Here is a 12,170-nt window from a genome sequence, read left to right as displayed (position 1 = left end):
AATGCAGCAAACACCGATTTCCCCTCCGAGCGGGACCCGTCAGACGTGGGGGGCGGGCCCCACCAGCAGAATCACCGGCCCCGAGCGCCCCGGGAGCCATGCCCGGCATCCTAAGTACGCCTCGGAGCGCGCCTGTCGATGATCAGCTCGGAGGCATGATCCGACTCGCAATCGTTATCGCCGAGGCGGTCACCAACAGGACTTGTCGACACATCACCCCCGGGGCCGTTCCCGTCCAATCGCCGATAAGCCGCACTTCGGTCACTCCCTTCGTCGGGCTTTGCCGGGGCCCGACCGGTGACATCACGTCACCATGGCCGGTTCCGGTGCACGTTGGGTGACGACGGTCCCGGACCCGTCGGCCGCACCCGCCGCCTCGGCCGACTCGGCGCTCTCGCCGGGGGCGCCCGTGCCACCCGTTCCCGTCTCCCAGGCGGGCTCCGGCCGGTCCGGGGAGGCCTGCTGCTCCGGCCGGCCCGAGCGCCGGAACGCCGACGTGCCCCGGGCCAGGTCGTGGCCGATCGCCACTGCCTCGATGTCCGCCGAGGTCCGGCCCTGCTGCCCTTCCCGGGTCTCCGTACGCACCTTCAGCCGCCCCCGCACCAGCACGGGTTCGCCCACCGACAGCGAGGCCATGGTGTTGCCGGCGAGCTGCCGGCCCGCCCACACCGTGAAGAAGTTGGTGTGCCCGTCCACCCAACTCTCCTTCTCCCGGTTCCAGTACCGCGAGGTGACCGCCAGCCGGAACCTCGCCACCGGTCCGGACGCCGTCTCCCGGTACACCGGCCGCGTCGCCACATTGCCCACCGCGCAGATCGTCGTCTCGTTCATCGTGCCTGCCTCCCCCGTCCGGACGCCGGCACCGGCGCCGGGCGGATACGCGTACGGGCCCGTCCCGTACGGATGCGAGTCAGACTGCACCCTCCGGGCCGGGCCCGCTGAGGCCTGTGGACCACCACCGCGCTGTGGAGAACTCCGCCACCCGAACGAGTCACGGCGCCCGTACCGGCGCGGCACCGCCACCGGCGCGGCACCGCCACCGGCGCGGCACCGGCACCTCAACTCATCCCGGCCCCCGCCCCCACCACCCGCCCGTACTCCTCCCGTACCTCTCGGTACCGCAGCAGCTCCGCCGCCACCGGGTCCAGGACGCGGGCTCGTCCGCACCCGGCGGCCGCCTCCCGCAACCGTCTCTCCGCCTCCTGCCCGTGCCGCCGGGCCGGACCGCGGGCGGCCATCCGGCAGCTCCACTCGATGAGCGGCCCGCCGATGATGCCGATCAGCATCAGCAGCACCGGCACCCCCAGGTTCGGCGCCATGAACCCGATGATCTGGCCCAGCAGCCACAGCCCGCCGACGAACTGCAGGATCGTCATGGACGCCTGGGCGAGCACGGCCACCGGCCACCACCCGGGCCGCGGCGGCCGCCCCGGCGGGGGGCTCGCGCGCACGGCGAGGGCGTCCAGCGTCTCGGGCAGCCCCTGGGAGCCCCGCACGGCGGCCTCGCGCACCGCCTGCGCCCAGGGGGCGGGCAGGCCCTCCGAGGCGCGGTCGGACACCGTGCGCACCGCCTGCTCCACCCGCTGCCGGGCCGTGACCTCCTGGTCGGGCTGCGTCCGCTGCGGGAACTTCCCGGTGGGCGGCCCACCCCGGTCCTGGCACCAGCGCCACAGCCGCAGCCACGGGGTGCCGCACGCGCGGTTGGCGTTGCGCAGCCACGCGCGTTCGGCCGCCTCGCCCGCCGCGCCGGCGCCCACGGCGTCCGCGAGCCGGTCCGAGAACTCCTCCCGCACCTCCTCGCTCAGCCCGGCCCACCGGTGGTGGGCGTAGACGGGCCACAGCCGGGCGGCGGCGACGTCGACGTCCGCGCCGATCCGGCGTCCCGCGGCGCCGCGTTCGGCCACGAACCGGCCGAGCGCCTCCCGCAGCTCGTCGACCCCCTCGCCGGTGAGCGCGGACAGCGCGAGCACCGTCGTGCCGGGTTCTCCGTACTCACCCAGGGCGATGCCGTCCTCGTCGAGCAGCCGCCGCAGATCGTCCAGGACCTGCTCGGCGGCCTCCCCGGGGAGCCGGTCGATCTGGTTGAGGACGACGAACATGACCTCCGCGTGGGCGGCCATGGGCCGCAGGTAGCGCTCGTGCAGCATCGCGTCGGCGTACTTCTCGGGGTCGACGACCCAGATGACCGCGTCGACCACGGCCAGGACCCGGTCGACCTGTTCGCGGTGCTGCACGGCCGCCGAGTCGTGGTCCGGCAGATCGACGAGGACGAGTCCGCGCAGCCGGTCGTCCGCGTCCGCCACCGCCTGCAGCGGGCGGCGGCGCAACCGGGGCGGGATGCCGAGCCGTTCGATGAGGCTCGCGGCACCGTCGCTCCAACTGCACGCGATGGGCGCGGCGGTGGTCGGCCGCCGCACGCCGGTCTCCGAGATGGCGACCCCGGCCAGCGTGTTGAACAGCTGCGACTTGCCACTGCCCGTCGCGCCCGCGATGGCGACCACGGTGTGCTGCCCGGAGAGCCGGCGCCGCGCGGCGGCCTCGTCGAGGACCCGGCTCGCCCCGGCCAGTGTCCGGTTGTCGAGCCGGGCCCGGGACAGCCCCACCAGCTGGTGCAGAGCGTCCAGCCGCGAGAGCAGCGGCGGGTCGTACACCAGGGGGGTCACCGCCTGCGATGCGGGCTTCCGGGCCTCCAGCACGGTGGGCCGCCCGGTCCCGGCCGTCCCGATCCCGACCGTCCCGATCCCGACCGTCCCGGCCCCGGCCCTCCCGACCCCCCGCCGCGCGATCAGCCCGTCGTCCCAGGAAGCCTGCGGGACCAGCCCCTCCGAGGGCTCCCCGCCGCCCCCGCCGCCCTCCCCGTCCTCGCCTGCGTGCTCGTCCTTCGTGTCCCGGGCCGCGGGGGACCCGTCCCCCGCGTCCGGGCGGTCGGAACGCTCAGGGTGCTCGGTGTGGTCCTGGTCAGTGACGGCGGTCACCGCTCACCTCTCCTTCTGCAGTACGGACAACGCGGCGATGAGTTCGGCCTGGGGCTCGGGATGCACCTCGAGCGCGTCGAGCGGCGCGAGCCGGCGCTCGCGTTCGGTGTGCATGATCCGGTTCACGTGCTGGAGCAGCAGCCGCCCGCCCCGGTCGCGCAGCCGCAACGCCCCGTGCGCGCCGATCCGTTCGGCGAGCTTCTCCCCCGCGGTCCACTCCCGGCGCCCGCTCAGCAGCGCGGTGGCGGCCAGGGCGGCGACCGTCTCGGGGTCCGGGGCCGCGGCACGGTCGAGTTCGCGCACCTCTTCCTCGGCGTACTCCTCCAGTTCGCGCCGCCAGCGTCGTACGGCCAGCCCGATCCGGTGCTCGGCGCCCTCCGCCACCCCGTCACTGCCGGTGAAATCGAGGGCGTTCGCGGCCGGTTCGCGCCGCCAGGCGGTGTCGACCCGTTCGTCGGCGGCGGTGACGGCGCACAGCAGCAGGGCGCCCAGGCTCTCCATGAGGGTGTCGAGGAGTTCGACGGGGGTGCAGTCGAGCGGGAAGGCGCGCCACCGCTTGAGCGCGTCGCCGGCGAGCACGGCCCCGGCCTGCAGACGGCCGCGCAGCCGCGCGTGCTCGCTGTCGTACGCCCCGTCGACGGCGGAGGTGAGTCGCAGCGCGGCGGCGTGCTGCGCGGCGGCGGCACCGGCGAGTGCCGGCATGCGGGAGTTCAGGGAGTCGAGGATGCCCTGGGCGGTCCGTGCCATGACGTGCTCGCGGGCGGCGGGGTCCTGCGTCTGGTGGACGAGCCAGGTCCGCAGCGCCGCCACGGCGGAGGCCGGCAGCAGCCCGCCGCCCCAGGCCGACTCGGGCAGCTCCGGCACGGTGAAGCGCGGTACGTGGCCCAGTCCGGCCTTGGTGAGCAGCGCACCGTACTGCCGCGACACCTCGGACACCACCTGGTGGGGCACCCGGTCCAGGACGGTCACGAGGCTGACGTCGTACTCCTTGGCGGCGCGCAGCATGTGCCAGGGGACGGCGTCGGCGTAGCGGGCGGCGGTGGTGACCATGACCCAGATGTCCGCCGCGCAGATGAGTTCGGCGGCGAGGACGCGGTTGTCGGAGACGAGGGAGTCGATGTCGGGGGCGTCGAGCAGGGCGAGGCCGGGCGGAAGGCTGTCGGCGGTCTCGACGCGCAGCACGCGTGCGGGGTTCTCGCCGGGGAGCAGGTGGTCCTCGGTCTCCTGCTGGGGCACCCACACGCGGGTGAGGTCGGGCAGCACCCGCATCCCGCTGAACCAGTGGTGGTCCTCCGGATGGCAGACGAGCACCGGTGTGCGTGTCGTCGGCCGCAGCACCCCCGCCTCACTGACCCGCCGCCCCACGAGGGAGTTCACCAGGGTGGACTTGCCGGCCCCGGTGGATCCCCCGACGACGGCCAGCAACGGCGCTTGGGGCTCTCTCAGACGGGGCACCAGGTAGTCGTCGAGCTGTGCGAGCAGTTCGTCGCGGTCGGCACGCGCGCGTGGGGCCCCCGCCAGGGGCAGCGGAAAGCGTGCGGCGGCGACACGGTCGCGCAGGGCGGAGAGTGCGTCGAGCAGCTGAGGCCGTACGTCCAAGGTCACCACATGCGAAGAATGCCCAATTTCAGGGGAATTCTGAAGCATATGAGCATGTCTGCGCGCCGACCGGACACAAGGGGTGGAAGGGGCGACTGGGGCGCGGGTACGGTCGAGGCATAACGAGTGCACAACACCCGATGCGCGAGGGGCCGAAAGCGGTGCACGATTCGTACCCGCCTGCGATTATCGGGACCGCTTCACCGGACCTCCACATCGAGCCACGGAGGCGAGGCGTCAGGGACAGGGGCGCGGGAGCCCTATCCTTGTCCCCGGCAACGTCAGGAACCGGCCACACCCGGGCACCACGACAGTGGCCACCACACCCGGGCCCCCGTAGCTCAGTGGATAGAGCAGGCGCCTTCTAAGCGCTTGGCCGCAGGTTCGAGTCCTGCCGGGGGCGCACACACCTTCCGTCCGGCGAGAACGCCGACTTTCCCCGTTCCCGCGCGCCGCGCGCCGCGCCGGGGCCGACGAGAGGCGCCGAAGACCGCCGACTCCGTTCGGCCACGCACGCCTCACGGGTGGAATCGCCCACAGGTCGGTAATTCCGGACAAAAAGCATGATTATCGGCAATCATGGACGGGTTCTCCGCCGCCCTGCCCCGGAGCCGCCCATGCGCGCCGCCCTCACCACCCCCGGAGCTCGCCGAACGCACAGCGCCGCCGCTCCTCGACCCCCCGCCGCACCGAGGGCGGACATGCGAAAAGTGGCCGGTACCCGGTATCGGGTTCCGACCACTCTCCGCCGTGCGGGTGATCCGACGCGCGGGACGCCGACGCGGACAACGGCCCTGCGGCCGACGAAGGCGTCAGGACTTCTTGTTCGGGAAGGAGGCGCTGCTGGTGCAGGAGACCTCGGCGCCCTCACTGGAGCAGGCCTGCTTCGACTCGTTGACGAAGTGGACCTTCCCGGAGTCGTCGGTCGTGACCTTCTGCTCGTTCACCTGCACGCAGCGGACGGCGCCGGCGCTGTCCTTGGTGCAGTTGCCCGGGTCTTCGGCACCGAATGCCTGGACGGCACCGGCGCCGATCAGGGCGAAGCCCCCCAGGACTCCCGCCACCGCCGCGATCTTCTTCGACTTGAACATCTGCCTTCTTCCTTGACGGTCGACCCCGCCGCGACTGAACGGCGGGGTCGTTCCACACACCTGGACCGGTCGACTGGACCGGGCAGCAAGCCGGGCAGGCCCGGGGCTCGAACACGTGAGTTCGAACCCCGGGACCTGCCCAGATCAGCCGGCTGCGATCAGCCGCCGACGGTGAAGCTGGAGGCGCAGGAGACCGCGTTGGTCTCGGTGTTCTCCGCGTTGCCGACACCCAGCAGGCCGACCGCCAGGTTGATGTCGTCGATGTTGATGAGACCCTGGACGGAGTTGTCCTGGACACAGGTCGTGGTCTGCGAGTTGTTCAGCTCGACCTCCGGCTCGCCACCGGCGTGGCTGACGCCGGCACCGAGGAAGCCGACGCTGCCGAGCATGGCCATCACGACCGCGGCCTTCTGGTACTTGCGCATTATTTCTCCATTCTCTTTCGACACGAACCGTGTCGGGCCTGTCACGGACAGTCGCCAATCTATGCGACGTTTGCGGCAGTTGATAGATGAAACGCCCGCAACGCGCCTTTTTCTGAAAAAGAGGCGCCATCGCGCCCGACCGACGAGGGTCAGGACTTCTTGCCGTCGACGATGACGCGGTTCTCGCAGGAGACGCCGACACCCGCGCCGGAGCAGTTCTGCTCCGACTCGTTGGCGACGCGGACCTTCCCCTGCGTGTCGGCCGGGAGCCGGTACTCCCTCACCTGCTCGCAGCGGACGTTGCCACTGTCGTCCTTGAGGCAGGCGCCGGAACCCTCGGCCCCGAAGGCCTGGACGGCACCGGCGCCGATCAGGGCGAAGCCACCCAGGACTCCCGCCACCGCTGCGATCTTCTTCGACTTGAACATCTGCCTTTTTCCTTGACGGCCGACCCCGCGATGGCACCGCGGAGCCGCTCCGATTACCTGGTCCGGCTCACGAGCCGGGCAGGCCCGGGGCTCGAACACCTGGGTCCGAGCCCCGGGGCCCACCCGACATCACCCGAGGGTGATCAGCCGCCGAGGGTGAAGCTGGAGGCGCAGGCCACCGCGTTGGTCTCGGTGTTCTCCGCGTTGCCGAGGCCCAGGAGGGCACCGACGCCGGCGTTGACGTCGTCGATGTTCACGAGGCCCTGGACCGAGTTGTCCTGGACACAGGTCGTGGTCTGCTTGTTGTTGACCTCGAAGTCGGGCTTGTCACCGGCCTGGCTGACGCCGGCACCGAGGAAGCTGACACTGCCGAGCATGGCCATGACGACGGCGGCCTTCTGGTACTTGCGCATTACCTCTCCGTTTCTTGAGTGGACACAACCCGTGTCGGGTCGGTCACTGACAGTGGTTAAGGTAGGCGAGGTTCACGGCTTTGGGTAGCCGAAACGCCCAAATGCGTAAGTTTCTTGTGAAAGTCCCTGCCGCAACCGCCGTCCACCCCGTCCCGACGGCCGGATCCAGGGGGCAGGCCGCCCTCCGCGCGGGCCCGCCCGGCGCGCCCGACCAGGGGCCTCCGGGGGCGGGCACCCCACTCGTCCGGCGAAGTCCCTTTTCTAACGGGTGATCCCCGGACGATCGCCGTGACCAGGAGGGGATCGCCGCGTTGAGCGGGACGTGCGGCCGCGTGTCCCGCTGCCGCGTTTACAGATCGATTAAGGAGAACGTGATGTCTCGTATCGCGAAGGCTGCCACCGTCGCCCTCAGCACGTCCGCCGTGATGCTCGGCGGGGCCGGTATCGCCGCGGCGAACGCCGGCGCCCAGGGCTCGGCGGTCGGCTCGCCCGGCGTCCTGTCCGGCAATGCGGTCCAGGCCCCGGTCCACGTACCGGTCAACGTGTGCGGCAACACCGTCAACGTGGCCGGCTTCCTCAACCCGGCCGCCGGCAACACCTGCGTGAACGACAGCCTCTAGAAGCCGCATGTCGGACACGGCCGCCGACATTCCCCTCGCGACCTGAGAGCCCCGGCGTCCCCGAGCGCCGGGGCTCTCGGCGCGGAACGAGGCCGAAGAGAAAGCGGCCGTACGAGAGTCGGCCCCCGGTCTTCACCGGGGGCCGACTCTCGTATGGCACGTCTCAGGCGTGGAGCCCCAGATCGCCGTGGACCGGCTTGGCCTCGTTCACCACGGCCGCGGCCTCGTGCGCCGTGCCGAACACCGAGGTGTCCCGCTCCGCGCTCGCCGACTCCTGGTGCAGCGGCATCAGCTCGAAGGGGACCGCGGTGCGCGTGTTCAGGCCGGTGTCGAGACCGGTGGACGCCAGGTCGATCTCCTGGGCGGACGCAGGCGCTGCCACAGCGGCGGCGATCAAGGACCCGGCAAGAACGGCGGCAGCCTTCAGGGACTTCATCGTGTTCCTTTCTTCGGCAACGCGGGTCGCCGGAGGGTTTCTGTCGCCGTGCCTAACGATCCCCGGCCGAACCGGAAACCGGGGAACCACGGATTGACGATTCCTCATATGAGATCAATCGGCCGCCGGCCGCACAGGAGCGCCGCCCGCCGGGCAGGGGCTTCACGTTTCCAACACACTTGTCCGGCATACACGAGTTTCAGGGATTTTGTCCGTCAGCTGGCTAGAGTTGCGAACCTCCGGACGTATTCACCTGGGCGGACGCACCGCACTCTTCGCGCTGCCTGTCGCCGCCACCCTCCCCGAAAGGCTTCGCCGGTCATGCGTCATTCCCTGGGCCAGTTGCTCCGTCATGCAACGGTGGGCGTCCTCACCCTGGTCACGGCGTGGGTCCCCTACGGACCCTCAGTCGCCGCGCCGACCGCGCCACCCGCGCCGGAGGCGAGCAGCCTCGCGTTCGAGCAGCGGTACAGCGCACTCCAGCACGGCGGCATCGTGCGTGCCGCCAACTCCTCTGCCACCTGCCGCGCGAGCCACTCGGCGTGCGCGGACGTGCAGGCGGGCGCGCACGGGACGAACGGCGACTTCGACATGTTCTACGTCGACGTCGACAGCGACCCGAACACCTACAACTCCTCCCGCGCGGAGGTCCGGCTGCCCTCGGGCTCCCGGGTGACGTACGCACGCCTCTACTGGGGCGGCAACCTGCTCGTGGGCGAACAGAAGCCGCCGGAGGAGAACGGACGGGTACTGATCGCCGAACCCGGCGGGGAGTACAAGGAGCTCCTCGCCGACACGGTCGTCGGACACCGGGTGGCGCACGGCGCGGACGCCTTCCAGGCCTCGGCGGACGTGACACAGCTGGTGCGGGACAGCGGGGCGGGCCTGTACACCGTGGCGGACGTCAACGTCGCCTCCGGCCGGTCGACGGCCGGCGGGTGGGGCGGCTGGACGCTGGTGGTGGCGTACGAGAATCCGGCGGAGCCGCTGCGGCACCTCTCGCTCTGGGACGGCTTCACCTCGCTCGCCTCCACCGGGGTGGAGATCGGGCTGAGCGGCCTGGACCTTCCCGCGGGCGCGGAGGGCGAGGTGGGGATGGTGGCGTACAACGGCGACCGCGGCACCACCGGCGACTCGCTCACCCTGACCAGCGGTTCGCCCGCTTCCACCGCCGTTCTCTCCGACGCCGCCAACCCCGCCGACGACGTCCTGAACTCCACCGTCAGCGGGCCCGCGCGGGCTGTCCCGGCACGGGTGCCGGCGCACGCCAACACCCTCGGCTACGACTCCGACGTGTTCACTCTCGGCAGGGGCCTGCTGCACGCAGGTGACCGGGCGACCCTCCGGCTCGCCTCCGAGCGGAACGCGGCGTGGGCCGGCGTGTTCTTCCTCGCCGCCGACGCACGCCCGTGAACGCGCCGTCCACGGTCCCCGGCGCCTTCGCCGGGGAGGAAACCGTGCACCCGGAACCACCGCCCCCCGGCCGTCGGCCGCGGGTGCTGCACCTGACCCAGCCGGTGGAGGGCGGGGTCGCGCGTGTCGTGACGGACCTGGTCCACACCCAGCTGGCGGCCGGTCTGGACGTCACCGCGGCCTGCCCCGACAGCGCCCTCACCACCCGGCTGCGGCTGCTCGGCGCGCAGGTGTGGGACTGGCGGGCGACGCGCTCGCCGGGTCCGTCGCTCGTGCGGGAGGTGCGGCACCTCGCGCGGCTCATCGACGAGGTGCGCCCCGACCTGGTGCACGCGCACAGCGCGAAGGCCGGGCTCGCCGGGCGGCTCGCGGTGCGCGGGCGGATTCCGACGGTCTTCCAGCCGCACGCCTGGTCGTTCGAGGCGGTGGGCGGACGGACCGGCGACCTCGCCCTCGGCTGGGAGCGCTGGGGGGCGCGTTGGGCCGCGCGGGTGGTGTGTGTGAGCGAGGCGGAACGGGCGACCGGGGTGCACGCCGGGATCGCCGGCCGGTGGACCGTCGTCCCCAACGGCATCGACCCCGAGCACTTCCACCCGGCCGGCGCCGACACCGTGCGGGCCGGGCTCGCACCGCTCGCCGGACTGCACCCGGCGGCGCCGCTCGCGGTCTGCGTGGGGCGGCTGTGCCGGCAGAAGGGGCAGGACGTCCTGCTGCGGGCCTGGGACGCCGTCGTGCGCAGGGTGCCGGGCGCCCGGCTGGTCCTGGTCGGCGACGGCCCGGACCGCGACCGGCTGCGCGCGGCCGCCCCGCGGTCCGTGCTGTTCGCGGGAGCCGTGCCCGACGCCTCGCCCTGGTACCAGGCCGCCGACCTCGTCGTCCTGCCGTCCCGCTGGGAGGGCATGGCCCTGGCCCCGCTGGAGGCGATGGCCTGCGGGCGTCCCGTGGTGGTGACCGACGTCGACGGCGCCCGCGAGAGCCTGCCGCCCTCCTTCGCCGCCCGGTGCCTGGTCCCGCCGGAGGACCCGGTGGCGCTGGCCGAGGCCCTGTCCGGGCTGCTGCTCGACCCGCCGCTGCGCGAGTCCCTCGGCGACCGGGGCCGTCAACACGTACTGGCCCGCCACGACGTACGACACACCGCCGAGCAGGTCGCGGACGTCTACCGCGACCTGCTCGGCGCATGGCCCGCCAGAAGAAGAACGCGTCGGTCCGGGATCGCCGAGCGTGGCGATCCCCATGGCCCCGAGCCCGGAGAACCGCTCGATGCGGGCTGCGGCGCCGGGGCGAACCGGACGGCACAGCGCGTCGAGCCCATCAAGCACAGCAGGGAGCCCATCCGCTCGTGAGTGCCGAACGTACCGTGTCCTCCCCCGACGTACCACCGCGGGAACACGGGTCCTCCACCGTCTCCGTCGTGCCGCCGCGTGGTCCCGCCACCGGTGTGCGGCTCCCCGCCGGGCGGCCCCCGGCGCGGCCCGCCTCACCGGTCCCGCTGCTGCTCGCGGACGGTGCCGCCGCCCTGTTGGGCACGCTGCTCCTCACCGGCGCCCAGCGTCACCCCCCGCTCGTCCTCCTGCTGGTCGCCGCGTCGCTGCTGCTGCGCCCGCGTGACGGCCGGCCGCCGGTGCCGGGGCTGCTGGACGAACTGCCGGCCGTGTGCGGCCGTATCACCGTGGCCTGGCTGGCGCCCGCCGCGCTGTGGGCGGCGTACCGGCCGGAGCACGCGCTGTCCCTCGGCACCGTGCTGACCGGCCTCGCCGTGCAGACGACGGCGGCCTGTGCGCTGCGCGCCGCCGTGCACGGACGGCGCCGCGCAGCGCTGCTGCGCCACCCGCGCGCCGCACTCGTCATCGGCCCGGCGGCGACCGCGCAGCGCGTGGCCGCCGCCGTGCTGCGCCATCCGCGGTGCGGCGTACGGCCGGTGGGGGTGGTCGCCGAGCAGCAGGACGACACCGGGGGCGTCCCGGTGCTGCGGACCGGTGAGGAGGTCGAGCGTGCCGTCATCCAGAACGGGGTGCGGGCCGTGCTGACCGTCCACCCCTCGGTCCGCGCCGAACAGGGGCCGCTGCTGCGCACCCTGGCCGAGGCGGGCTGTGTGATCTGGGAGCTCGACGCCGACTCCCCCGCGTACACGGCGCGGCAGCGGCTGGCCGGGTTCGCCTGCCGGCGGCTGGGCCTGTCCCCGGTGCGCCGCGACAGCGTGGGCAAACGGCTGCTCGACATCCTCGTGTCGGGGACGCTGCTGATGCTGGTCGGTCCACTGCTGCTGGCCTGTGCGGCGATGCTGCGGATCAGCGACGGGCCGGGCGTGGTGTTCCGACAGGAGCGCATCGGCCGGAACGGAAAGCCGTTCACCCTGCTGAAGTTCCGCACCTACCGCCCCGCCGACGAGCACGAGTCGGCGACCCGGTGGAGCGTGGCCGACGAGCACGAGATGCGCCGGTTCTGCCGGATGCTGCGGCGCACCTCGCTCGACGAACTGCTCCAGCTGTGGAACGTGCTCCGGGGCGACATGAGCCTGGTCGGACCGCGTCCCGAACGCCCCTACTTCGTCGCGCAGTTCTCGCACACCTACCAGGGCTACGCGGCCCGCCACCGCATGCGGACCGGGATCACCGGCCTCGCCCAGGTCCACGGGCTGCGCGGCGACACCTCGATCGAGGACCGCTCCCGGTTCGACAACGCCTACATCGACGACTGGTCGCTGTGGCAGGACGTCTGCATCCTGCTGCGCACCGCGGCGTCGCTGGTACGCCCGACGGGGAGCTGACCG

The 12,170-nt window shown here is 72.7% G+C and carries 12 protein-coding genes and 1 tRNA gene; 5 read left to right on the top strand and 8 right to left on the bottom strand.

Annotation, left to right across the window (positions count from 1 at the left end; translation table 11 throughout):
* Nucleotides 1-303: 303 nt before the first annotated feature.
* From ACWEQO_RS19480 to ACWEQO_RS19470, 3 genes are all read right to left on the bottom strand, one after another.
* Nucleotides 304-831 carry a single-stranded DNA-binding protein gene (locus ACWEQO_RS19480; RefSeq protein ID WP_452984562.1) on the bottom strand — a complete coding sequence of 176 codons (528 nt, stop codon included), beginning with the start codon at nucleotides 829-831 and terminating at the stop codon, nucleotides 304-306.
* 227 nt (nucleotides 832-1,058) lie between these two features.
* On the bottom strand, nucleotides 1,059-2,975 hold the full coding sequence (locus tag ACWEQO_RS19475; RefSeq protein ID WP_452984560.1) for a YfjP family GTPase: 1,917 nt from the start codon (nucleotides 2,973-2,975) through the stop codon (nucleotides 1,059-1,061).
* A 3-nt stretch (nucleotides 2,976-2,978) separates the two neighbouring features.
* Nucleotides 2,979-4,583 (bottom strand): dynamin family protein, encoded by a 1,605-nt coding sequence (locus tag ACWEQO_RS19470; protein ID WP_452984559.1) that lies wholly within the window; start codon nucleotides 4,581-4,583, stop codon nucleotides 2,979-2,981.
* 321 nt (nucleotides 4,584-4,904) lie between these two features.
* Between ACWEQO_RS19470 and ACWEQO_RS19465 the strand changes: the two genes are divergently transcribed.
* Nucleotides 4,905-4,977: transfer RNA gene (locus ACWEQO_RS19465), tRNA-Arg, on the top strand.
* 409 nt (nucleotides 4,978-5,386) lie between these two features.
* Here the strand turns inward: ACWEQO_RS19465 and ACWEQO_RS19460 are convergent.
* The 4 genes from ACWEQO_RS19460 to ACWEQO_RS19445 form a co-directional block, all read right to left on the bottom strand.
* Entirely contained in the window at nucleotides 5,387-5,665 is a 279-nt protein-coding gene (locus ACWEQO_RS19460) for a hypothetical protein (RefSeq protein WP_452984557.1), read from the bottom strand.
* A gap of 158 nt (nucleotides 5,666-5,823) precedes the next feature.
* The gene (locus tag ACWEQO_RS19455; protein ID WP_452984555.1) at nucleotides 5,824-6,090 is read right to left on the bottom strand and encodes a hypothetical protein; all 267 of its coding nucleotides are present in this window, start codon (nucleotides 6,088-6,090) and stop codon (nucleotides 5,824-5,826) included.
* 149 nt (nucleotides 6,091-6,239) lie between these two features.
* On the bottom strand, nucleotides 6,240-6,518 hold the full coding sequence (locus tag ACWEQO_RS19450) for a hypothetical protein (RefSeq protein WP_452984553.1): 279 nt from the start codon (nucleotides 6,516-6,518) through the stop codon (nucleotides 6,240-6,242).
* 143 nt (nucleotides 6,519-6,661) lie between these two features.
* On the bottom strand, nucleotides 6,662-6,931 hold the full coding sequence (locus ACWEQO_RS19445) for a hypothetical protein (protein WP_452984551.1): 270 nt from the start codon (nucleotides 6,929-6,931) through the stop codon (nucleotides 6,662-6,664).
* A gap of 374 nt (nucleotides 6,932-7,305) precedes the next feature.
* On the opposite strand from ACWEQO_RS19445, the gene ACWEQO_RS19440 reads away from it, so the two are divergent.
* The gene (locus ACWEQO_RS19440) at nucleotides 7,306-7,551 is read left to right on the top strand and encodes a chaplin (protein ID WP_452984549.1); all 246 of its coding nucleotides are present in this window, start codon (nucleotides 7,306-7,308) and stop codon (nucleotides 7,549-7,551) included.
* Nucleotides 7,552-7,714: 163 nt separating this feature from the next.
* On the opposite strand, the gene ACWEQO_RS19435 is transcribed toward ACWEQO_RS19440, so the two are convergent.
* Nucleotides 7,715-7,987, bottom strand: a complete 273-nt coding sequence (locus tag ACWEQO_RS19435) for a hypothetical protein (protein WP_361462802.1) — start codon at nucleotides 7,985-7,987, stop codon at nucleotides 7,715-7,717.
* A 321-nt stretch (nucleotides 7,988-8,308) separates the two neighbouring features.
* On the opposite strand from ACWEQO_RS19435, the gene ACWEQO_RS19430 reads away from it, so the two are divergent.
* From ACWEQO_RS19430 to ACWEQO_RS19420, 3 genes are read left to right on the top strand one after another with little or no spacing between them, the layout of a single operon-like run.
* Nucleotides 8,309-9,400: a DUF3344 domain-containing protein gene (locus ACWEQO_RS19430; protein ID WP_452984547.1), complete on the top strand. Its 1,092-nt coding sequence runs from the start codon at nucleotides 8,309-8,311 to the stop codon at nucleotides 9,398-9,400.
* A 44-nt stretch (nucleotides 9,401-9,444) separates the two neighbouring features.
* Nucleotides 9,445-10,743 (top strand): glycosyltransferase, encoded by a 1,299-nt coding sequence (locus ACWEQO_RS19425; protein ID WP_452984545.1) that lies wholly within the window; start codon nucleotides 9,445-9,447, stop codon nucleotides 10,741-10,743.
* Entirely contained in the window at nucleotides 10,740-12,167 is a 1,428-nt protein-coding gene (locus ACWEQO_RS19420) for an exopolysaccharide biosynthesis polyprenyl glycosylphosphotransferase (protein WP_452984543.1), read from the top strand. The genes ACWEQO_RS19425 and ACWEQO_RS19420 overlap by 4 nt, the downstream gene beginning before the upstream one ends.
* Nucleotides 12,168-12,170 lie beyond the last annotated feature (3 nt).

The organism is Streptomyces sp. NPDC004051 (genome assembly GCF_053604275.1).
Note: the sequence above shows the minus strand (reverse complement) of the source record. Positions and strands in the feature narration are given on the sequence as shown.

Coding starts and splice junctions, on each gene's coding strand:
- ACWEQO_RS19450 (WP_452984553.1), bottom strand. CDS start 6,518: ATGTTCAAGTCGAAGAAGATCGCAGCGGTGGCGGGAGTCCTGGGTGGC.
- ACWEQO_RS19460 (WP_452984557.1), bottom strand. CDS start 5,665: ATGTTCAAGTCGAAGAAGATCGCGGCGGTGGCGGGAGTCCTGGGGGGC.
- ACWEQO_RS19455 (WP_452984555.1), bottom strand. CDS start 6,090: ATGCGCAAGTACCAGAAGGCCGCGGTCGTGATGGCCATGCTCGGCAGC.
- ACWEQO_RS19440 (WP_452984549.1), top strand. CDS start 7,306: ATGTCTCGTATCGCGAAGGCTGCCACCGTCGCCCTCAGCACGTCCGCC.
- ACWEQO_RS19480 (WP_452984562.1), bottom strand. CDS start 831: ATGAACGAGACGACGATCTGCGCGGTGGGCAATGTGGCGACGCGGCCG.
- ACWEQO_RS19445 (WP_452984551.1), bottom strand. CDS start 6,931: ATGCGCAAGTACCAGAAGGCCGCCGTCGTCATGGCCATGCTCGGCAGT.
- ACWEQO_RS19430 (WP_452984547.1), top strand. CDS start 8,309: ATGCGTCATTCCCTGGGCCAGTTGCTCCGTCATGCAACGGTGGGCGTC.
- ACWEQO_RS19435 (WP_361462802.1), bottom strand. CDS start 7,987: ATGAAGTCCCTGAAGGCTGCCGCCGTTCTTGCCGGGTCCTTGATCGCC.